Genomic DNA, 20,081 nt, shown 5'->3' with positions numbered 1-20,081 from the left:
GCCCTCCGGAATATCTTGGAACTCACATCTTTTACAGTATTCAGGAGGTGCAAGATCACGCCACGAAATGGTTATGGACTTACAACAATGACCGCCCGAATATGGGGCTCGGCGGGTTTACCCCGGCGATGAAACTGAACTAGCACCAAATGGCTGCGTAGTTCTAGTTGCAAACGCCTCCACAAATGGGGGGATTACCATATCGTCGTGAAGGGCATCGACTACTCATGAAAGCGCCTAGGGCGCGCGGCAATAACTGGGCCAGTGTTGTTGAACTTATTGTTGCGGATAATGCCCCGCTCGATTTCGGATGCAATGTTGCGAATTTCAGTGATCAAGGACTCCACTTCCAACTCTTTGATCCGCTTAGTCGTTAAAATAAAAACGACGCTACCCAAAACCCTGCCTTCTTGATCGCAAATAGGCGCAGCGACTCCTACTAAGCCGTCGAAAACTTCGGAGTATGTGACACAACTGCCGTCGGTTCGGATCGTTTTCATTGCCTTAATGAACTCTTCAAGAGTCGTTCCCAATCCGCTTTCTTCAATGGCGTCCTGACTCCAAGAATAGATATTTTTTAGTTGCGTTTTGGTTAGGTACGCTAAGATCACCTTTGCCATAGCACCCTTGAAAATAGGCATAGGGCGACCAGCCTTATAAATATCAGGGATACTGTGGTCGCTCCACGCCAGATCAGCGCATAGCACTTTGTCACCGTAATAGCTGGACAACATAATGTTTATGCCCATTTCGTCAGAGTAATACCGGATCAAATGGCGTGCAGCAGTAAGCAGCGGATCGTTTTCGCGCTTGAGCATTTCCAATTCAATCACTCGCGAGCCAATAGTATATGTACCACCACTGGCAGGCATAAGAAATCCGGCACGCGTGAGCGCCTGTATATAGCGGTAGGCACTCGGCTTTGAAGAGCCCGATAACTCAGTTGCGCGGTTGACATCCACGGTCAGGTTACGCTCATCAAAGCCGTCCAAAATAGCGAGCATCTTGTCTAGACTGTTCATATTAGATCTCCACTTTTTGTCGCGGCATTGCGTTTCTTGCAGCGGGGTTACTCTCCTTGCAAAAACTCTGCTGGAGCGGTGATTATTTGCGGAAAGATTATTAACAGGATTAATACTATCAACTGAGCGATGATGAAGGGCCAGATACCCTTAATCACTTGTGGTAAGGGCACCTTGGAGACCCCTGCTACGACATTCAACACAGAGCCAACCGGTGGCGTTAGCAACCCGACAGCACCTGCAATCATAAAGACCACGGCAAAGTAAACGGGGTCGATGCCTGCCGCTTTCACCGAAGGCAAGAACACCGGCACCAGGATGAGAATAATAGGGACCATATCCATGGCGCAGCCTATTATCAAAACGAGCACCACAATCACCGCCATCAACATGATTGGTCTATCCGCAAAAGGAGCAATAATATCGTTAATCTGACCAGTCAGTCCCGCGATAGTAATCATCCAGCTGGATACTAGCGCACCCGCCACCAAAAACATCACCATTGCTGTTGTTTTTGCAGCCCCAAGAAATACGTCAAACAAGTCCGCTACCTTCAGCTCACGATATATGAACATGGCTACAAATAATGCATAAACAGCGGCAATCACGCCCGCTTCAGTCGGAGTGAATACGCCAAATCGCAAGCCTACTAGGATTATTACTGGCAACATTAAGGCCCAAATTCCAGCCCATGCTTCGCGCAAGACCGTGTTCAAGGGGACACGCTCAACGCTGGTGGTACCGGTTTCGCTGCGCGACACGAAGTACCACGTAATTACCAAAGACATGCCCATGATCATGCCGGGCACGATCCCTGCAATAAAGATTTTGGTTATCGAGATGTTGCCCACGACACCAATTAGAATAAACCCGATTGAAGGCGGAATGATCAGCGCTGATATCCCCGCGGAGGCAATCAAACCAGCCGAACGCCCTGGCTCATGACCTGCTTTTATCATCATTGGCACCAAAATTGCAGCCAACGCTGCGGTATCAGCAGCCGCAGACCCAGACAGACTTGCAAGAATGATCGCTGCCAGAATAGCTACGTAACCCAATCCGCCACGAATATGGCCTACTGCAGCAACCGACAAATTCACGATGCGCTTGGACAAGCCTCCTGCATTCATTACCTCGCCCGCCAACATGAAAAACGGGATCGCCATAAGCGGAAAACTATCTGCACCGTTGAGCATATTTTGTGCAACAATCTGAGCTTGGAAAAAATCCAGATGATACATCAATGCGATGCCGGTCATGATAAGCGCATAACCTACTGGAATACCGATCGCCATACTGCCTAACAGCGTGCCCAAAAAAACAATAAGGGTCATATTATTCGACCTTCACTTTATCAACTGCAGCCAACTCTAGGTCCGTAGTGCCTACACGATCCATTTGTCCTGTCAGGATTAACCACAGTCGGTGCAGCAGAATTAAACCGGTAGAAACGCCAAAAATCAAACCAACACCGTAGAAAAACGCAAGGGAAAATCCGGTGGCCGGCGCATAGGTATGCAAATTCACAGAGGTTTGAATCCAAGTGCCTGAAATGATTAGCCAGGTGGCAAAAATCATCATGACATGCCCAATTGCTAAACAAACAATCCTCACCGGTCGTGGAAAGCTGTTTACAATAAATTCAAGCCCGAGGTGCCCGTTTTCACGCAAGACGATAATCGCGCCGAGAAATACCATCCATACAAACAACCAACGCGAGAACTCTTCAGACTCGGTGATCCCCGAATTGAAGATATAGCGTAAGACTACGTTGCCAAAAACCAATATGATCATGCCCGCTAGGCACAAGACAACCAGCCACTTAAGCAGCTTAAAATAAAGTTCTATAGCGTTGGTCATTTGGGGCGCTCCAGTGTATTCAATTTATTCAGAGCGACGGTAGCCACTTAGCAGACTATCATCGACTTCGGGCAAATTCACTACGATATTGTCTGGTGTTCGACACGTCAGCCAGACCAACGGCTCGGTAACGCTCATATTTACTTCGACGTGAGGCATATGGGGCGGGACAAACACGAAATCGCCATCGGTCATGTCAACATACTCTTGATAATTCTCGCCAAAATAAATGCGGCCATGTCCATTCAAGACATATCCGCCCGTTTCAGCCTCGCCGTGATGATGAGGTGGCGAGCGAAAACCGGGACCATTCGAGACCTGCCCAAACCAGATTTTTGTGGCGGGGGTGTTCTGGGGGCTAACGCCGGACTTACGCACGCAATCGCCCGATTGGCCGGTGCTATCATCCAATGCAGTCCCGCGTGTTACAACAGGTACGGTTTTGCTACTCATAATAATTTTCTCCTAGGGTAATACTGCAAGCAGTTGTGAGTGTGGTCAGAAACCGGTTTTAAGCACGTCAATTCATGTGCAGGCCGCCATTAACATCGATGGCCGATCCGGTAATGTAAGACGACATATCAGATGCCAAAAAAACACAAGCTTGCGCCACATCACGGGTTTCGCCAAAGCGTCCAATCGGGATGCTAGGTAGAACAAGTTCTGTCATCTCAGCATCGTAGAAATCTCGGGTCATACTTGATAAAATCACGCCTGGGTTCACCGCATTGATGCGCACACCGCGCGGGGACACGTCGCGAGAAATAGACTTAACAAGGCTGGCCACCGCCCCCTTAGATGCTGCATAGTGCGGCCCACCCATCAGGCCGCCACCGCGTTGCGCTGCTATTGAGGCCATACAAATGATCGAGGCGCCATTTTGCATCATCGGTAAGGCTCCCTGGATCATCAACAAAGTACCACGCAAGTTCACATCCATTACAGCATCATAATCCTCCATGGATATATCCACAGTTTTACGAGCTTGAGCGATCCCAGCGCAGGTGACCAAAATGCCCAAATGCCCAAAAGTCTCATGGACATGCCTGAAGACCGGCTTAATAGATTGGGGGCTCCGCACATCGGCACAAATCCCAGTAGCATTTGCGCCAAGCTCATGTGCCGCGGTGGCTACGCCTCGTTCATCGCGATCAACCATTACTACTTTAGCACCGTTTTCAATATACGCCTTTGCAGTCGCAAAGCCGATACCGTCAAGATTTCCTGCACCAGTAATGATGGCGATCTTATTCTTCAGCACAGCTTGCCCCTTAAGATTTAATGCAATTCACGCGCCTACATCTTAATGGAGGCATTAACCGGCCCCTGCCAGAGTTCAAGCAGGGGCCGGTGTGTATTAGTACTTACTTCGTCGCGGCCTTGTCGGCATTGAACTCCTTGACAATTTCTTGATCCAGACCAGAACTAACCTGGTCCACTACTGGCTGAACCGCATCGCGGAACTCTTGTAGATCATCCGCCGAAATCCGATCAATTTGCATGCCGTTCTCTTCTAAGACGCTCAATGTCTCTGCGCCGCCGGCATTAATGATATCGCGGTTAAACACCGACGCCTCAGCACACGCGGCGCGGATGGCGCTTTGCTCGCCTCCATCAAGCTTGTCCCAGAAACCCTTGCTTGCATAAACAACCGATAGCGTAGTGAAATGCTGCGTTTCGGTCAGATAGTCCTGCACCTCAAAGAAAGATGCCGAGCGTGTTACGTCGTTAGCAATTTCGTTACCATCAATCGCACCAGTTTCCAGCGCAGTGAAAGTCTCGGGAAAGGGCAACGGGGTCGGATTAATCCCGAGCGCGCTAAGGGAATCAAGATAGACACTATTCTGGATAGTCCGCACGCGCAGACCATTTACATCTTCCAATTTGGTTACAGGGCGCTTGTTATTAGTGATATTGCGAAACCCGTAATCCCAATAGCACAGACCTACCATCTGCGACGGTTCCAGCTTAGCAAGGATTTTCTCAGCAGTAGGTCCACGGCTGACGGCATCCAGCTGCTCATAGCTGTCAAACATGAAAGGCAAATTGAACATGTTGAATTCAGGAACAACCGAAGCCAAACCGGCAGTTGTTGTTACTGCCATCTCCACTATACCACCCTGCACCGACGAAATTGACTGGATTTCATTGCCAAGTTGAGCAGAAGGGAACCCTCGTAAGTCGACCGATCCGTCGGTTTTTTCAGCAATCAGTTCACCAAAATAATCAACGGTTCGACCCATAGGGCTTTCTTGTGAAACAGGGTAGCTAAACTTTATTGTTTCCGCATTGGCGGCCCCAACGACCGTAACAGATGCTACGACTGAAGCTGATAAGCCAAACACCGCATGATGGCGGGCTTTTTGTATGTAGTTCTTCATGAAATTCCTCCCAGATATATAGCTGCCGCCGTTAGATAATTGACACCAGTAACGCAATTTAAATATCGCTATTTGATAAAAGTCAAATACAATATTTTGTCGAAATTTCTCTGCGTTGCGGCATGGTGTGGTGCGGCATGGTGTGGTGGAGTGAGGCCGTCTCATGATAGAGATGTGTCGAAAAGTTTGTAAGTAATAACATAAAATTCCCGCATTCAGAGGAATTTTTCCGTAGAAGGTCGAGTTGTAGGCATGACGATTCGAGGGATGGCTCGTCACTCTTCAGTCAAAAATTTTATCCATAATATCAAATTATGATATATTTGACATACGTAAATCTTCCCGATATTTCTGAATGACTACCGCAGTGAATCATTTAGAAAAGGGGGAAGAGATGTCACATCTCGCGAATACCTATGACCTAAACGGCCGTCATGCGGTGGTAACCGGGGGCTCGGGCGAAATTGGCTTAGCTATTGCCAAACGCTTGCTCTCTTGTGGCGCTAGCGTAGATATCTGGGATATGGCCCCTGCACCAAGCAGCTACCCCCTTTCCGCGCAAGCAACGCATCAGTTTGTTGACATAACCAACCCTGATGCCGTGATGGCAGCCATGAAGGCCACAGCTCATGACGCAAACGCTATTGATATCCTAATCAACAGCGCAGGGATTACCGGGCCAGTAAACTCCATCAAAGAATATGATCTTAATAATTGGCATAAGACACTGGATGTCAATCTAAACGGAGCATTTTACTGCACCAAAGCGGCCTTGATGCATATGGAACCGCAACGACGTGGTCATATCATATCACTGGCTTCAATCGCGGGCAAAGAAGGTAACCCAGGCATGGCCGCGTATTCCGTGGCGAAGGCAGGAATTATCGCCATGACCAAATCACTTGGCCGCGAATTGGCTAGTACTCAAATACGTGTACACGCAATTGCACCAGCGCTAATCAAGACCAATCTTCTATTACAAATGAAGCCTGAAACGGTAGCGCAAAATCTTGCCAAAATTCCGCTGGGTCACGCTGGCAGAGTAGAAGATGTGGCGGAATTAGCCGCTTGGCTTGTGTCCACTGGCTGCCGTTTTTCCACAGGCGCAGTGCATGATCTCTCTGGCGGCCGCGCCACATATTAAACAGGAATAACTTATGAACGACTTCACAGGAAAATCAGCGATCGTCACCGGTTCAGTCCGTGGCCAAGGATTGGCAGAGGCCCGTCTTCTAGCCCAAAAAGGCGCAAAGGTAATGGTCTGTGATGTGCTCGATGAACTCGGTGCATTAACAGTAGAGGAACTCCAAGTCCAAAGCTTTAGCCAGTCAAGAACTGCGTGCTGGGATACTTCTTAGTATCGTCAAAAAATGGGTTACTAATCTGCTAGTAGAAAAACTAAATGCGCCTGCTGCCAACATTGACATCGTCGGTATTCTAAGGTCGCCTGATATTCCGATTGCGCAAATAGCGAGAATTGTATTTCTTCGTTCCAAATGAATGAATTACACATCACTTCCGGACTATCAGGTAAGGGCTGCGATCTTTTGGAGCAGTGCCTGTCGATTGATTTAGAAGTAAATCCGAAGACAGCGCAGGTGTTTGCGTTTGCAGCTGTTCGGCATGATGGGCAAGTCGTGGCGATCTCCAAGGACGGGCAGCTTGAGAGAGGGCTCGATCGTCTTGAGAAAGAAATTGACGGTTTTGCACACCCGGTCGGCCATAATTTTCTACAGCACGACTTAGCGCATCTTGTTGCGCTCCGGCCTCGGCTAGCGAAGATTATGCAGGCCCCAATCGACACGCTCTGGTTAAATCCACTAGCCTTCCCGCGGAACCCTTACCACCACTTGGTCAAGCATTATAGGGATGGACAGCTTCAGGCTGGCCATGTGAATGATCCTGAGCTGGACGCCAGATTGGTTTTTCAAGTTTTAGCCAACCAGCTCGAGTCTTTCGAAGAGTTGAAGGTGAAAACACCTGTACTGCTCAAATGCAGTAGCTAGGGGGGATGGCGCACCCCGACCGAAGCCTCTACCGAGGAGCTAAGAAAACTGAGGTAGAAAAAATGTCGCAACCTAACCTGAGTTCACAGCACTCGCTATGCGTTGGCCAATAATGGGCCGACGCATAGCGAGTGCTGTTCGCAATGGGTTAAAGCTCGGCAATAAATTTTACACGCATATACTCTTCGAGGCCTTCGATACCGCTTTCCGAGCCGTCGCCTGATTGGTTAACGCCGCCAAATGGAGTTTCAGGGGTAGAAATGCCCATGAAATTTACGCCAACCATACCTGCCTCTAGAGCTTCTTCTGTTTTCCGTGCTAGGGCGCCGTCTTGTGTGAAGACAAAGGAAGCGAGGCCGTAAACGGTTGAGTTGGCACGCTCCATAAGGGTTTCGAAATCGGAGAAAGAAGTGAACGGGGCAATGGGACCAAAAGGCTCTTCTGACATTATGCGTGCGGTGTCCGGCACGTCGCGCAGAACGGTAGGGGCATAGAAATAGCCTTTTCGATCCAGGCGCTCACCGCCTGTAACGATTTTCGCGCCGTTGAGTACTGCATCTTGCACCAGTTCATCCATCAGGCCAAGCCGACGTTCCGCGATCATCGGCCCCATTTGGGTGCCCTCTTCATTGCCTTGGCCAATTTTGATTTTTTTGACCCGCTCCACGAAACCCGCGATGGCCTTTTCATAGAGTGACTCGTGAACATAGAAACGGGTTGGTGATGTGCAAACTTGTCCTGCGTTGCGGAATTTAAACATGACAATCATGTCTAGCGTCTTTTCCAGATCGGCATCTTTATGCACGATCACGGGAGCGTGGCCGCCGAGTTCCATAAGGCAGCGCTTAAGGGTATCGGCGGCTTGTTTCTGCAAGAGCTTCCCAACGGCGGTGGAGCCTGTAAGTGTGACAGCTTTTGGGATTGGCGAGGCAATCAAATGGGACGAAATGACTGCAGGGTCACCGAAAACTATGTTGAGTACGCCATCTGGAAGACCTGCGTCTTGTAAGCAACGGCCAAAAGCAACGGCGGTTCCTGGCGTTTCCTCTGCGGGTTTGATGATGATAGAGCAACCCGCTGCTAACGCGCCGCCAAGTTTGCGAATCACATTTGATGCTGGGAAGTTCCATGCTGTGAATGCCAGAACGGGCCCGATTGGCTCTTTCATCACAATTTGACGAACGCCAGGGGTCCGCGAGGGGATTATTCTTCCGTAGGCGCGTTTACCTTCTTCGGCGTAGAAGCGCAGAGCCTCCGCAGAGAACATGATTTCTCCGGCGGCCTCTGCTACAGGCTTGCCGTTTTCGAGGGAAAGCACTTCCGCGATACTGTCTTTACGGGCCTCAATTAGCTCGGCCGCTTTATAGAGCACCGCATACCGCTCGGCGGCGGTCTTTTTTTTCCATACTTTAAAACCCTTGGCCGCTGCGGAAAGCGCTTGATCTAGGTCGGAAGTTGAGGCGTGCGGTACGTGAGATAGGGTTTCTTCGGTAGCAGGATTAATTAACGGCTCAGAAACTCCTTCACTACCTTGGCGCCATGTCCCGTCGATGAGAAGTTCTAGTTTTTCTTGATACATTTCAGTCTCCAGTTGGGATTGTTCGTATTAGTTTTCGGCGCCGATGTTGCTTGTTTCGAGCACGCCTTTTTTACACAAACTTTTTTAAGGCTCTTGCATTGTATACAGAGTACAGTATGGTGTCTACATGATGGATGCAAATTTTCAAAACCTTTCTGCCGGCATTGTCGACAACCTCACCACCGTTCTTGAACGGGCAATAGTTACGCTTGAGCTTGCGCCGGCTATGCGATTGACAGAGGAGGAGATCGCGTTGCGATATGGCGTAAGTCGGTCTCCGGTGCGTGATGCGTTGCGCGCCCTTGAGCGCGATGGCCTTGTAATGCGGCAAGCCCGCAAGGGAATTTGGGTTTCCAGAATGTCTTTGCGCGACTTTGATGAGGTTTATCGCTGTCGAGCGGCCCTTGAGGCGCTGGCGTCTGAGGCTGCTGCGAGGTCGCCACTCAATGACCGAAAAAAGCAACTTAAAGAAGTTTTTGACGGTATGCGTACCGCACATGAAGCCCGAGATGCTGACGCGTTTTTCGCTATGGATGTGCGCGGTTCGGAATTAATTTACAAGTTGGCAGATGATACGACCTTGCGGCGCCTTATTTCAGGTCTGGAAAAACAGGCGCTGCGCTACCGTCTGTACCTTTATAAAAATGCGAGTGATTTGGTGCGGTTGTCTCTTGATGATACTGGAGCCATTTTCGCGGCAATTGAAGATGGACGGGCTGAAGATGCGAAAACCCTCTCGGAAAACCTAATTACGACGATCTGGCAGTCATCACGCGCCACGATCGAGCAGCACTTCGGAAAAGGTTGATCATGACGGAATTCGAAGGCGCTTTTTCCTATATCGATTCACATACGGCCGGCCATCCGACCCGCGTGATTTTAAGTGGCGTTCCGACATTGCGAGGCGACACAGTCTTGGAGAAACGTTTTGATTTGGAAGCGCGTTTTGACCACCTAAGATCCGCCCTTTTGCACGAGCCGCGTGGTCATGCGGCGATGGTCGGACTCGTGCCGGTTGAATCAAAAATTGCCGACTTCGGAGCAATCTTTGTGTCTTCGTATGTCTACTTGGGCATGTGTGGGCACGGCACGATTGGGTATGCAAAAACGCTCGCGCATACTGGAGAGATCTCGCCCGAAATCGGCAATAGTTTTACGTTGGAAACTCCCGCAGGTGTGGTGACTGTAGCTTTGGTTTGGTCGCCTGATGGACGTTTGGAACGTGTCGCATTGTGTAATGTTGCCGCATATATGGGGCTTGCCGATTTAACGGTTGAGGTTGAAGGCGTCGGAGCAGTGACTTGCGACATTCTCTATGGGGGAATGTGGTATGCAATGGTGGACGCAACAGCGCTTGGGATTTCTCTGGAGGCAAAATCGGCTTCGATTGCATTGGGTATCGGGTGGCGCATCAAAGAGGCCATATCAAAGATTACCCAGACTATGCCGATGTTTGCCGATGATCCCGCGCCCTCTGTTCTCTTTTATCAGGAAGAAGCAAATGATCGTGCGCGCCATATGCTTGTTCTTGCACCCAACAAATTTGACCGCTCCCCGTGCGGGACAGGAACGAGCGCGCGGATGGCACAGCTCTTGATCCGTGGGCAATTGGAAGAAAACCAAAACTATTATGCTGAGAATATTTTCGGCGTCGAATTTATAGCCAGCCTTGATCACAAGGCCACTGAAGAGGGTCGTGTCGGCTATAATATAGTGATCCTGGGAGATGCTTACATCACCTCCCAGGGCATACTTTTCCTCGAGAAAGGCGATCCCCTCACTCGAGGTTTCCTAAGTCAGTAATAAGCCACTGACTAATCATAAACAAAGTAGCAGATGGAGACTAACAATCATGTTCAAAATTGTAAATATCCTCCGCGCCTCGATTTTGGGCGTTGGAATTTTTGGAATGGCGCAAGCCGGTATTGCTCAAGATAACCCTTCCGCGGTTATCGAGGAGATCCGTTCTTCGGGAGAGCTGAAAATCCCCGTGATGATCGGCGAAGAACCTGGGTATATTAAGGATCCGGCGACTGGAGAATGGAGCGGCTTTTACGTCGATTTCCTTCAAGATATTGCGGATGCGCTTGGTGTGGAGTTGGAAACCGTCGAAACGACTTGGGGCAATCTTGCCGCAGACTTTCAGTCCAATAAAATCGACATTGCGATCGGTGTGAACCCAAATCCAAGTCGCGGATTGGTTGTCGATTACCTTTGGGAACCACTTTTCACCGATGCGTGGGCAGTTTTGACTCCAGATGGGGCGCCTGTTGCGACTTGGGCTGAGCTGAATACACCCGAAAAAACCATCGTGGTTCAAAAGGGCTCAACGATGCAGGTTGTCGCTGAAGCTTTACTACCAAAAGCAAATATTACCGTCGTTGAAGATCGCAATCTTGCGATCATGGAGCTTCAGGCGCAACGTGCAGATGGTATCCTCCTCGCGGTCTTTGATGCGCTTCAAATTTCAAACCTTGCATTGGGGGATGTGTCTGTTCCTGAACCAATGTTGCTCAACCCTGCGACCCTAGCTGTGGCGCGTAAGCCAGGAAATGCTGGCTACATCAACTTCTTAACCAACTGGGTTCAACAGCAGCGTTCGCTTGGCTTGGCACAAGGACGTCTTCAAAAGTCTTGGGAAGATCGCGGTATCGATCTATCGATCCTGCCTTCAAGTTTCAGCTTCTAAACTGATCTTTTACCCTTCCTCCAGCTGGCTTTGTGATCTTAAGTCAGCTGGTTTCAAACAAGAACAAAATGCATGGATGACACACGTCTATGCCGGAGACCCGCATGTTTGATTTTTCTGTTATTACCCAGAACTGGATGCTCTTTTGGAACGGCTTGCTGGTCACGCTTTTCTACTCGGCCATCTCGATTTCTGCTGGGCTTGCCATAGGCCTCGCTGTCGGGCTGATGCAACTGACTGGTTCCAAGACCCTTGCAGCACTAGGACGGATTTACGTTGAGATTTTTCGCAACATCCCGCTGCTCGTAATCCTGCTATGGATTTACTATGCCTTACCAATTTTTGCGGGTCTATCTATTACAAAGTTCTGGGCAGGTTTTGCTGGTCTTAGTCTTTATGCTGGTGCCTTTTACGCCGAAATTCTGCGTGCAGGCGTTCAATCCATTGATGTCGGCCAGACGGATGCAACCACCGCCCTTGGCATGACATACAGTCAACGGATGCGCCGTGTGATCCTTCCACAGGCCTTCCGGCGCATGATCCCGCCATTGGCAGGACAATCCATCATTCAGATCAAGAATACGACGCTCATGTCCATGATTACTGTTCCCGATCTTCTGTATCAAGCTGGCTATATTAGTTCCTTCACCTATCGACCAATGGAGGTCTACACTTTCGTCGGCATCATGTTCCTTATCATACTCGTGCCGCTGACTTTGCTGTCACGCAGGCTTGAGAAAATCTCGGAGGCCGTGAAATGAACGGTTCACATTCACAATCCGAAGCGCTCTTGAAAATCGAGGGACTGCATCTTCACTTCGGTACCAAAGCGGTGCTAAAAGGGATCGATTTTGAAGTCCAAAAAGGGGAGGTTGTCGTGCTTGTAGGTGCGTCGGGATCGGGTAAAACCTCTTTGCTGCGCTGTATTAATTTGCTCAACAAACCGTCCAGTGGTCGGATCAAAATTTGCGGCGAGCATATTTTTGACTCTGGCTCAAGTGGCGGCGCTTCTTCCGCAACTGGGCCAGGTGTGAATTTGGTTTCGCCGAGCACGGTTAATCGAATTCGTTCGCAAACTGGAATGGTTTTTCAACAGTTTAACCTTTTCCCACACATGACTGCTCTCGAGAATGTCATGGAGGGGCCAGTTACAGTGAAAAAAGCTAATCGCGATGACACACGCAAAGAGGCGCTTTCCCTATTGGCGCAAATGGGCCTTGAAGGGCATGAAAGCAAATACCCAAGGCAGCTTTCAGGCGGCCAGCAACAGCGTGTGGCTATCGCGCGCGCGTCGGCCATGCACCCCGAAGTGATGTTGTTTGATGAACCAACTTCTGCATTGGACCCAGAGCTGGTGGGTGAGGTGATGAAGGCGATGACCGCATTGGCAAATTCTGGCATGACCATGGTGATCGTAACCCATGAATTGGGCTTTGCGTTTGAAATTGCGGATCGCGTCATTTTTCTTGATCAGGGATGCATCGCCGAAGATGGCCCTCCACGCGAAGTACTTTTACATCCAACGCACGACCGCCTCAAAAGTTTTGTTGGGCGTTTCCATGAATCTGCTGCACTTCTACGCCCGTTTCTAGAAGGTAGCGCTTGAAAATTTTGCTCCGGCACGCCCAGCCAAAGAGCTGTGGGTAATGGACTAGCTCACAAAATGCTGTCTACGCAATTGGCCGATACCGCATCGGTTGACACAATAATCCGCTGATACACGCGTGTCAGTGATCCAATATCTGTGCCTTGAAATGAGGCCAAAATGATGAGGAAAAATCATGACCCTTAGCTTCGATCCCGATACAGTCCAAGTTCCCTCCGGTCACCATATTGGTGGCAAGTATGTTGAACTTCCCGGCGAGGAAATTACCGTACTGCGCCCATCCGATGAGAAGCTGATGGGTGTTTTGAGTGATGGCGGCGCGGACTCCGTGGAGATGTCTGTTGCAGCGGCAAAAGCGGCACTCTCTAAAAGCAAATGGGCCACAATGGCCCCAAGGGATAGAGCGCGTGTCCTTTTCAAGTTCGCCGACAAAATCGAAGAGAATGCCGAATATCTTGGGCGTCTTGAAGCCATGGGGTCTGCGCGTTTGGTCTCGGGTACGATCACGGGGGACGTTGTGCGCACAGCCGGTGTCGTGCGGTATTTCGCTGAATATTGCGACAAGCTCGAAGGCACTGTGACCGCAACTAAGGCGGATACGTTAAGTTTCACTAAACGCGAGCCTTATGGCATCGTGGGGGCCATTGTCCCTTGGAACTTTCCATTGATTACAGCGGCATGGAAATTCGGAGCAGCCTTGGCCGCAGGTAATGCGGTCGTGATGAAAACCTCCGAACTTACGCCCCATTCGCTTTTGGCAACGGCGCAGCTTGCTTCCGAGGCGGGTCTGCCAGCAGGTCTGTTCAACGTTGTAAATGGATATGGACACACCACGGGAGCAGCAATTGTATCGCATCCTGATATTCAGATCATTTCGTTTACTGGTTCCACTCAAACCGGTGCAGCGATCATGTCGCTAGCAGCCCTTTCAGGGATCAAACCAGTGATCCTTGAGCTAGGAGGAAAAAGTCCACAGGTGATTACACGAAATGCAGGGGATCTGGATATGATCGCAACCCGCGTCGCAGATTCTTTTATGGTTAATGCAGGGCAGGTTTGTACTTTGCCGTCGCGGCTTTTGATTGAGGATTGTATTGCCGACGAATTGACAGAAAAGGTGATTGCGCGCACGAAAAAGATCAAACCCGGACCGACATGGGATGCGAACACCACCTTTGCGCCGATAATCTCGGCCAAGCAACTAAATCGCATCGATGGCATGGTGCAGGAGACCATCAAACAAGGTGCTGAACTCTTGGCGGGTGGCGCACGTCTAGAAGCAGTGAACGAAGGCAACTTTTATGCGCCGACCATATTTACCAACGTGTCACGCGAAAACATCGGGTTCACCGATGAGTTTTTTGGCCCAGTCGTAAGCATTTCCCGCTTTGCCGACCTTGAAGACGCAATCACTCAAGCTCAACACCCTGTCTATGGCCTAGCAGCTTCGGTTCATACAACCGACATGCGCGAGGCTATGCATGTCGTGGATCAAGTTGAGGCTGGCATGGTCTTTGTGAACCAACATGGTCGCGATCCAGAGTTTACCTATACGGCAGGCGGCTTTAAAGGGTCCGGTTTTGGTAAGGACATGGGCCGCGCTGGTTTTGAGGCATTCACCCGCGAAAAAGCGGTGTGGATCAATTATCACTGAGGGTGATTTGATGAAATTCGATTTTGTTATTGTGGGCGGAGGATCGGCCGGGGCTACGTTGGCCGGTCGCTTGTCTGCCGACCTGTCCAAACAGGTCGCACTTATCGAGGCTGGTCCTGATACGCCGCCGGACGATGTTCCCGAAGTAATCGCCGACAGTTATCCAGGGCTGTCTTATTTCGACCCGAAATACCACTGGTCAACTTTACGCGTCTTCGCAAAGAACCCGCGATCAAACAGCGCCCAAGTTCCTCCAACCCGATTGGAGCAAGCTAAAGTTATGGGCGGTGGATCATCCATAAACGGGCAGTTTGCGGTGCGCGGTCTTCCCGCTGATTATGATGAATGGGAGGCGAATGGCGCTACCGGATGGGGTTGGGATGGCATGCTGCCCTATCTCAAGAAGCTAGAACGCGACCTCGACTTTAAGGGTGATCTCCATAACGACACGGGCCCGATCCCGATCCGTCGCGTATTTCCAGAAGACTGGGCGGGCTTCACCAAGTCGGTGATGGATGTGATTTCTGACGAGTTGCCCTATCAAGCGGATTACAATGCTTCTTTTTCGGATGGGAGTTTTCCACTGCCGTTGTCCAATGAAAATGACCGACGCGTTTCAACCGCTATCGGTTATCTTACAAAGGAAGTACGGGCGCGCAATAATTTGCATATTTTTGCGGAAACTCAGGTAGAAGCGCTGGAACTTGATGGTAATCGCATCACTGGTGTAAGGGCGCATTCAAGTGATGGCCCCTCAAAAGTTTGGCATGCCAAAGAGGTCATTGTTTGCGCGGGAGCCCTGCATACTCCGGCCATTTTGATGCGGGCAGGGATTGGCCCTGCGAACGAATTGAAGCGCCATGGGATCAAGGTGGTGGCTGATCTTCCTGGGGTAGGTGAAAACCTCATGGATCACCCCCATATTGCAGTTGGCGCGCATTTCAAAAAATCGGCGCGATTAAAGGCAGGTCAGCGCAGGCACATTTTCCTCGGTGCCCGTTATTCTTCTGGGTATGAGGGGTGCACCCCATCCGACATGTTGATGATGCCAGTGAACCGCGCGGGATGGCATCCGCTGGGAAAAGCGATGGGCGCGCTGAACGTCTGTGTCAATAAAAGTTACTCTCAGGGCCGTGTGACGCTCAACTCTGCCGATTGGCGAGACGAACCATGTGTTGATCTCAATCTCGGGGGGATGAACGTGATCTTATGCGTCTGGTGGACGGCTTCGAACGCCTTTACCGGATCATGGAAGACACGCGTGTGCGTTCTCATGTGAATACATGGTTCCTTTCGGGCTACACCGAAGAGGCACGGTCACTGTCTGTGCGCAAACCTTCCAACTATATCAAAACGGGCTCCGCCGCGTTGATGTTCGACTATGTGCCATTCTTCCGAGATACCTTGTTGAAGCTAAAGTTCGGCACACAGGATCGCATGCACGCCATGATCCAGAACAGAGATTCTATAGTAGATTGGGCACGTGAGGCTGTTTGGTCTGGTTGGCATGTGTCTTGTAGCTGCAAAATTGGGGCCGACAACGATCCCATGGCTGTCCTTGACCCAGAATGCCGCGTGCGTGGCGTCGAAGGTCTGCGGGTTGTGGATGCTTCGGCCATGCCTTCAGTCATCGCGGCAAATACCAACATTACTACGATAGCAATGGCCGAAAAGGTTGCTGATATCATTCTTTCTACCCCTTCCTGACTCTTACTAAAAAGGTGAATAAAGTGCGCGAAAACAAAACAAAAACGATCTGGGCCGCTGGTGGCGAAGTTCTTACTGGCTGGCTTGCAATCCCCTCCTCTTTGTCTGCGGAAATGATGGCACAGCAGGATTTTGATGCAATCACAATCGACATGCAGCATGGTTGCGCAGATTACGCCGACACGCTGTCGATGCTCCAAGCGATATCGACGACTGATAGAACTCCGTTTGTGCGTGTACCGTGGAATGATCCCGCGATCATCGGGCGCGTTTTAGATGCTGGGGCGTATGGCGTAATATGCCCGATGGTGAACACTGCCGATGAATGCAAAGCTTTCGTGGAAGCTTGTCGCTATTTCCCTCTGGGCGGTCGTTCGGTTGGGCCGATCCGCGCAGGCCTGTATGGGGGCTCTGACTACTTTGCTAACGCCAATGACACGATTATCACTATGGCCATGATTGAACACAAGGATGGCCTTGCGAACCTAGACGCAATTCTTTCCACGCCAGGCTTAAACGCCATTTTTGTCGGCCCGTCCGATCTTGCTGTATCGATGGGGCATACGCCGGGTTTTGATCCGAAGTGGGATGATGTCATAGATGCGATTCAACTGATCGCCGAACGTTGCGAGGCCCATGGGGTCATTCCCGGCATTCATGTAGGGTCCGTCGAATATGGCCAAAAAATGCGCGACATGGGCTATAAATTCCAAGCGTTCCAATCGGATTTCCGGATGCTGCAGGTGGCCTATGCAAATGCGCTTCCAGCATTTCGTGCAGGAAAATCTAGCTAACCACGCAATAAATCCGTGAGGCGGCCCAATAAGGGAAGCAATATGAGCAAAGGTATGGACATGAAGGCTGGGCAAGTGCCACGTAAGGCGATTGTGATAGGAGCGGGGATCATCGGCGTTTGCAGCGCCAATGCGCTTTTGGATAAGGGATTTGAGGTCGACGTGTTTGACCCAGCCTTGCCAGGATCGCCCGATCAGTGTTCTTATGGCAACGCGGGTGGAATTTGTCCGGGTTCATGTCTTCCCAATGCTATGCCGGGCATGTTGCGCAATGTGCCGCAATGGTTGCTCGATCCCGAAGGGCCGCTTTTTATCCGCCTCGCCCATTTACCGCACGCATTGCCTTGGTTGATCCGTTTCGTTTTGGCGGGACGCAAGTCGCGGGTCGAAGAAATTTCCGCGGCAATGCACGCGCTACACCAATTCAGTTATGAGGCTTATGAGCCTTTAATGACCGAAGCGGGATGTAGCGACCTTCTGCAAAAACGTGGTCAGCTTTTCGTTTTTGAACATGAGAATGGCCCTGAAGGCAGTGCTTATGGTCTTGGTTTGCGCCGTGATCACGGGGTCAAAGTGGAAATCTTGAATGCAAACGAAATTCAAGACCTTGAACCTGCCTTAAGTGACCGTTTCAAAAGCGCAATTTATCTTGCAGATCAAGGGCAATGCCAGAACCCTGGCCGTCTGGTTGAGAAACTTGCGGAACTCGCGGTGCGAAAAGGCGCGCGGTTCCATCGTGAACCTGTGCGTGGTTTTTTGTTTGAGGGTGGAAAAGTATCTGGCGTTGCCGTTCCTTCGGGCGAATATCACGCGGAACGCATCGTTCTTGCGGCTGGAGCGTGGTCGGCGGAGTTGGCCCGACAGCTTGGCGACCGGCTCCCTTTCGAGACCGAGCGCGGCTATCACGTAATGCTGCCTGAGGCCGACACTGGTTTGCGCATTCAAACCATTTCTGCCGACCGAAAATTCGTAGCGTCCCCTATGGAAGCTGGGCTGCGCCTTGCTGGAACTGTCGAGTTTGCGGGCCTCAAGGCTCCACCAAATTTGAAGCGGGCTGATATACTTGTACGGCAAGCCCAAGGTATGTTTAAGCGTTTTGAACAAAGTACTGTTACGCGTTGGATGGGGCACCGCCCGGGAACACCGGATTCTATACCAGTCATCGATACTGCCCGACGCCACCCAGGAGTGATCTATGCTTTTGGGCACGGCCATCAAGGCCTTATTGGAGGAGCTGTCACTGGACAGCTTGTCGCTGACATCGCAACCGGGGCAGCGCCTCGTATTGACCTAAAGCCATTTCGGCTGGGTCGATTTGGCCTTTTGGGGCTTTGACCTAATTTTTCTTAAAAACGGATCACGATACCCATGACCGACAAATACCGACCCACCCGCGTACTCATCGCCGATCTAATTGGCCTATCTTTCGGTCCCGATGGAACGGCCGACCCAACGCAAGCCAGAACATACATCGAGGCGCAGGAAGGGTGCAGTTTTGAATTTGGGCACGTCGCCGATCCGAAAAATGGTCTCCCAAATCCAGCACGCGTAATCTTTTACTACTGTCCAGATGTTTCGACCGAAGCCGAGCTTCTCGCACTGGCCGGAGGGGATGTATACGACGCCTTAATTACTGCGGCGACTTTCATCCCTGCCGATTGTAATTTTGCATTGGGTGGCGTTCGAATTGGCGCAGGAACAGGCAACATGGGGTCGAGCAGTTGGGGCGGGCCAAACGGTCAAGGCGGCGTCGCACCGCTTATGAACACGCCTGGGATTAACAGCCGTGCCACGGCGCAAATGGTCTGGAAAGCATTGATGATGGCCCTACCCAATTTGCCATTTAATGAGCTTCACACACAAGTTGCGGACGGGCGCTTTGATACAGGGCGTAATCTTCGTGATTTTCCGACGAAAAAACTAGAAGGGCAAAAACTGGCCGTGATTGGCTATGGAAATATTGGGCGCGAAGTTGCCAAGCTTGGACGTGCATTTCATATGGATGTCAGTGTCTTTGCGCGTGGCCGGCACCGCGAATGGATAGAGTCCGAAGGATTTTTCTATGCTGAAACGTTGGAAGCAGCCGCCCGCGATGCTATTGCTCTTTCCGTCCACTTAGGTCTTGGCCCGATAGATGAACATCGTGGCATCCCCGCCAATACTGGCATCATCGCAGATCGCGTGTTGTCCGCCATGGCACACGGCTCAGTTTTGATTAACTTTGATCGTGGGGAGCTCGTTAATACCATCGCCTTGGCTAACGCTATGGAAAGCGGTCGGATCGCACACGCTATCATTGATGCAGATGTCTTTGTGGACGAGGGAAACGGGGCCATTTCCGGACCGATGGCGCCCTATCTGCCATTGCTTGAGGCTTTCGGAAAACAACTTTGCCTACTTCCACACGCTGCTGCAGATACTGATCACCCCACGCGGGTTGCTGGGGCAAAACAAGCTGTCGATCAAATACTCGCGGTAATCCGCACAAAGACAGTTATTAATACCGTGGGAGAACTTCCGGGAGGATTTAAACAAGGCGGCATTCGTGTGCCCACTGGTATTGGCGGAGTTACGGTTGCGACGTTGGCGGAATTGCAAAGATCGGGTGAGTTTGAGAAAATTCGTTTGGCAATAGCTGAGATTGAAGGTTGTTTAGCGGAGTTCGGCAAGGGGAATGAAGCCGTAGCGTATAAATTGATGCTTCAGATAAACCGAATAGAGCAAGCACTTAATTCTACCGGACTTGGGGGACCTTTACGCTAATAGAATAATCTGTAAAACGC

The 20,081-nt window shown here is 50.6% G+C and carries 21 protein-coding genes and 1 pseudogene; 15 read left to right on the top strand and 7 right to left on the bottom strand.

Going from position 1 to position 20,081, the window contains the following annotated elements:
- Nucleotides 1-38: 38 nt before the first annotated feature.
- Nucleotides 39-143, top strand: a pseudogene (locus RC74_RS21560) (hypothetical protein); the annotation flags it as partial.
- Nucleotides 144-221: 78 nt separating this feature from the next.
- On the opposite strand, the gene RC74_RS03400 reads toward RC74_RS21560, so the two are convergent.
- From RC74_RS03400 to RC74_RS03375, 6 genes are all read right to left on the bottom strand, one after another.
- A complete protein-coding gene (locus RC74_RS03400; protein ID WP_052274913.1) occupies nucleotides 222-1,022 on the bottom strand; it encodes an IclR family transcriptional regulator in 801 nt (266 codons plus the stop codon).
- Between the two features lie 47 nt (nucleotides 1,023-1,069).
- Entirely contained in the window at nucleotides 1,070-2,356 is a 1,287-nt protein-coding gene (locus tag RC74_RS03395; RefSeq protein WP_039002983.1) for a TRAP transporter large permease, read from the bottom strand.
- 1 nt (nucleotide 2,357) lies between these two features.
- Nucleotides 2,358-2,882, bottom strand: a complete 525-nt coding sequence (locus RC74_RS03390) for a TRAP transporter small permease (protein ID WP_039002982.1) — start codon at nucleotides 2,880-2,882, stop codon at nucleotides 2,358-2,360.
- Nucleotides 2,883-2,906: 24 nt separating this feature from the next.
- Nucleotides 2,907-3,335 (bottom strand): cupin domain-containing protein, encoded by a 429-nt coding sequence (locus tag RC74_RS03385; RefSeq protein ID WP_039002980.1) that lies wholly within the window; start codon nucleotides 3,333-3,335, stop codon nucleotides 2,907-2,909.
- Between the two features lie 67 nt (nucleotides 3,336-3,402).
- Complete coding sequence (locus tag RC74_RS03380) at nucleotides 3,403-4,143, bottom strand: SDR family NAD(P)-dependent oxidoreductase (protein ID WP_039002979.1); 741 nt, start codon at nucleotides 4,141-4,143, stop codon at nucleotides 3,403-3,405.
- A 103-nt stretch (nucleotides 4,144-4,246) separates the two neighbouring features.
- On the bottom strand, nucleotides 4,247-5,263 hold the full coding sequence (locus tag RC74_RS03375) for a DctP family TRAP transporter solute-binding subunit (protein ID WP_052274912.1): 1,017 nt from the start codon (nucleotides 5,261-5,263) through the stop codon (nucleotides 4,247-4,249).
- Between the two features lie 355 nt (nucleotides 5,264-5,618).
- Between RC74_RS03375 and RC74_RS03370 the strand changes: the two genes are divergently transcribed.
- The 3 genes from RC74_RS03370 (at nucleotide 5,619) to RC74_RS22650 (ending at nucleotide 7,269) form a co-directional block, all read left to right on the top strand.
- Nucleotides 5,619-6,407: an SDR family NAD(P)-dependent oxidoreductase gene (locus RC74_RS03370; protein ID WP_218918108.1), complete on the top strand. Its 789-nt coding sequence runs from the start codon at nucleotides 5,619-5,621 to the stop codon at nucleotides 6,405-6,407.
- A 13-nt stretch (nucleotides 6,408-6,420) separates the two neighbouring features.
- Nucleotides 6,421-6,621 carry an SDR family NAD(P)-dependent oxidoreductase gene (locus RC74_RS03365; protein ID WP_039002976.1) on the top strand — a complete coding sequence of 67 codons (201 nt, stop codon included), beginning with the start codon at nucleotides 6,421-6,423 and terminating at the stop codon, nucleotides 6,619-6,621.
- Between the two features lie 138 nt (nucleotides 6,622-6,759).
- Nucleotides 6,760-7,269 (top strand): hypothetical protein, encoded by a 510-nt coding sequence (locus tag RC74_RS22650; protein ID WP_039002975.1) that lies wholly within the window; start codon nucleotides 6,760-6,762, stop codon nucleotides 7,267-7,269.
- A gap of 148 nt (nucleotides 7,270-7,417) precedes the next feature.
- On the opposite strand, the gene RC74_RS03355 is transcribed toward RC74_RS22650, so the two are convergent.
- Nucleotides 7,418-8,848, bottom strand: a complete 1,431-nt coding sequence (locus RC74_RS03355; RefSeq protein ID WP_039002974.1) for an NAD-dependent succinate-semialdehyde dehydrogenase — start codon at nucleotides 8,846-8,848, stop codon at nucleotides 7,418-7,420.
- Nucleotides 8,849-8,975: 127 nt separating this feature from the next.
- Here RC74_RS03355 and RC74_RS03350 point away from each other — a divergent pair, with 127 nt between their 5' ends.
- The 11 genes from RC74_RS03350 (at nucleotide 8,976) to RC74_RS03300 (ending at nucleotide 20,061) form a co-directional block, all read left to right on the top strand.
- Nucleotides 8,976-9,656: a GntR family transcriptional regulator gene (locus tag RC74_RS03350; RefSeq protein WP_039002973.1), complete on the top strand. Its 681-nt coding sequence runs from the start codon at nucleotides 8,976-8,978 to the stop codon at nucleotides 9,654-9,656.
- A 2-nt stretch (nucleotides 9,657-9,658) separates the two neighbouring features.
- Entirely contained in the window at nucleotides 9,659-10,651 is a 993-nt protein-coding gene (locus tag RC74_RS03345; RefSeq protein WP_039002972.1) for a proline racemase family protein, read from the top strand.
- A gap of 49 nt (nucleotides 10,652-10,700) precedes the next feature.
- Nucleotides 10,701-11,537: a transporter substrate-binding domain-containing protein gene (locus RC74_RS03340; RefSeq protein ID WP_082802172.1), complete on the top strand. Its 837-nt coding sequence runs from the start codon at nucleotides 10,701-10,703 to the stop codon at nucleotides 11,535-11,537.
- A gap of 104 nt (nucleotides 11,538-11,641) precedes the next feature.
- Nucleotides 11,642-12,298, top strand: a complete 657-nt coding sequence (locus RC74_RS03335; RefSeq protein WP_039002970.1) for an amino acid ABC transporter permease — start codon at nucleotides 11,642-11,644, stop codon at nucleotides 12,296-12,298.
- Nucleotides 12,295-13,143, top strand: coding sequence for an amino acid ABC transporter ATP-binding protein (locus RC74_RS03330; RefSeq protein WP_039002969.1), 849 nt, complete (start codon nucleotides 12,295-12,297; stop codon nucleotides 13,141-13,143). The genes RC74_RS03335 and RC74_RS03330 overlap by 4 nt, the downstream gene beginning before the upstream one ends.
- A gap of 175 nt (nucleotides 13,144-13,318) precedes the next feature.
- Nucleotides 13,319-14,797 carry an aldehyde dehydrogenase family protein gene (locus tag RC74_RS03325; RefSeq protein ID WP_039002968.1) on the top strand — a complete coding sequence of 493 codons (1,479 nt, stop codon included), beginning with the start codon at nucleotides 13,319-13,321 and terminating at the stop codon, nucleotides 14,795-14,797.
- A 10-nt stretch (nucleotides 14,798-14,807) separates the two neighbouring features.
- Entirely contained in the window at nucleotides 14,808-16,076 is a 1,269-nt protein-coding gene (locus RC74_RS03320; RefSeq protein WP_062628128.1) for a GMC family oxidoreductase, read from the top strand.
- Nucleotides 16,046-16,504 (top strand): GMC oxidoreductase, encoded by a 459-nt coding sequence (locus RC74_RS03315; protein WP_236940018.1) that lies wholly within the window; start codon nucleotides 16,046-16,048, stop codon nucleotides 16,502-16,504. Before RC74_RS03320 ends, RC74_RS03315 begins: the two co-directional genes overlap by 31 nt.
- A gap of 23 nt (nucleotides 16,505-16,527) precedes the next feature.
- The gene (locus tag RC74_RS03310; RefSeq protein WP_039002965.1) at nucleotides 16,528-17,298 is read left to right on the top strand and encodes an HpcH/HpaI aldolase family protein; all 771 of its coding nucleotides are present in this window, start codon (nucleotides 16,528-16,530) and stop codon (nucleotides 17,296-17,298) included.
- A 42-nt stretch (nucleotides 17,299-17,340) separates the two neighbouring features.
- Nucleotides 17,341-18,633, top strand: coding sequence for an NAD(P)/FAD-dependent oxidoreductase (locus tag RC74_RS03305; protein WP_052274911.1), 1,293 nt, complete (start codon nucleotides 17,341-17,343; stop codon nucleotides 18,631-18,633).
- 33 nt (nucleotides 18,634-18,666) lie between these two features.
- Complete coding sequence (locus RC74_RS03300) at nucleotides 18,667-20,061, top strand: NAD(P)-dependent oxidoreductase (RefSeq protein ID WP_039002963.1); 1,395 nt, start codon at nucleotides 18,667-18,669, stop codon at nucleotides 20,059-20,061.
- Nucleotides 20,062-20,081: the final 20 nt, after the last annotated feature.

This window comes from Falsihalocynthiibacter arcticus (assembly GCF_000812665.2).
Classification (GTDB): Bacteria; Pseudomonadota; Alphaproteobacteria; order Rhodobacterales; family Rhodobacteraceae; genus Falsihalocynthiibacter; species Falsihalocynthiibacter arcticus.
This window is presented reverse-complemented; position numbering and strand designations above follow the sequence as displayed.

Bases quoted from the DNA above. Each gene is read 5' to 3' on its own strand.
- RC74_RS03350 (WP_039002973.1), top strand. From the start codon at position 8,976: ATGATGGATGCAAATTTTCAAAACCTTTCTGCCGGCATTGTCGACAAC.
- RC74_RS03320 (WP_062628128.1), top strand. From the start codon at position 14,808: ATGAAATTCGATTTTGTTATTGTGGGCGGAGGATCGGCCGGGGCTACG.
- RC74_RS03400 (WP_052274913.1), bottom strand. From the start codon at position 1,022: ATGAACAGTCTAGACAAGATGCTCGCTATTTTGGACGGCTTTGATGAG.
- RC74_RS22650 (WP_039002975.1), top strand. From the start codon at position 6,760: ATGAATGAATTACACATCACTTCCGGACTATCAGGTAAGGGCTGCGAT.
- RC74_RS03315 (WP_236940018.1), top strand. From the start codon at position 16,046: ATGGAAGACACGCGTGTGCGTTCTCATGTGAATACATGGTTCCTTTCG.
- RC74_RS03375 (WP_052274912.1), bottom strand. From the start codon at position 5,263: ATGAAGAACTACATACAAAAAGCCCGCCATCATGCGGTGTTTGGCTTA.
- RC74_RS03330 (WP_039002969.1), top strand. From the start codon at position 12,295: ATGAACGGTTCACATTCACAATCCGAAGCGCTCTTGAAAATCGAGGGA.
- RC74_RS03370 (WP_218918108.1), top strand. From the start codon at position 5,619: ATGACTACCGCAGTGAATCATTTAGAAAAGGGGGAAGAGATGTCACAT.
- RC74_RS03390 (WP_039002982.1), bottom strand. From the start codon at position 2,882: ATGACCAACGCTATAGAACTTTATTTTAAGCTGCTTAAGTGGCTGGTT.
- RC74_RS03325 (WP_039002968.1), top strand. From the start codon at position 13,319: ATGACCCTTAGCTTCGATCCCGATACAGTCCAAGTTCCCTCCGGTCAC.
- RC74_RS03395 (WP_039002983.1), bottom strand. From the start codon at position 2,356: ATGACCCTTATTGTTTTTTTGGGCACGCTGTTAGGCAGTATGGCGATC.
- RC74_RS03340 (WP_082802172.1), top strand. From the start codon at position 10,701: ATGTTCAAAATTGTAAATATCCTCCGCGCCTCGATTTTGGGCGTTGGA.
- RC74_RS03335 (WP_039002970.1), top strand. From the start codon at position 11,642: ATGTTTGATTTTTCTGTTATTACCCAGAACTGGATGCTCTTTTGGAAC.
- RC74_RS03365 (WP_039002976.1), top strand. From the start codon at position 6,421: ATGAACGACTTCACAGGAAAATCAGCGATCGTCACCGGTTCAGTCCGT.
- RC74_RS03345 (WP_039002972.1), top strand. From the start codon at position 9,659: ATGACGGAATTCGAAGGCGCTTTTTCCTATATCGATTCACATACGGCC.
- RC74_RS03385 (WP_039002980.1), bottom strand. From the start codon at position 3,335: ATGAGTAGCAAAACCGTACCTGTTGTAACACGCGGGACTGCATTGGAT.
- RC74_RS03305 (WP_052274911.1), top strand. From the start codon at position 17,341: ATGAGCAAAGGTATGGACATGAAGGCTGGGCAAGTGCCACGTAAGGCG.
- RC74_RS03355 (WP_039002974.1), bottom strand. From the start codon at position 8,848: ATGTATCAAGAAAAACTAGAACTTCTCATCGACGGGACATGGCGCCAA.
- RC74_RS03300 (WP_039002963.1), top strand. From the start codon at position 18,667: ATGACCGACAAATACCGACCCACCCGCGTACTCATCGCCGATCTAATT.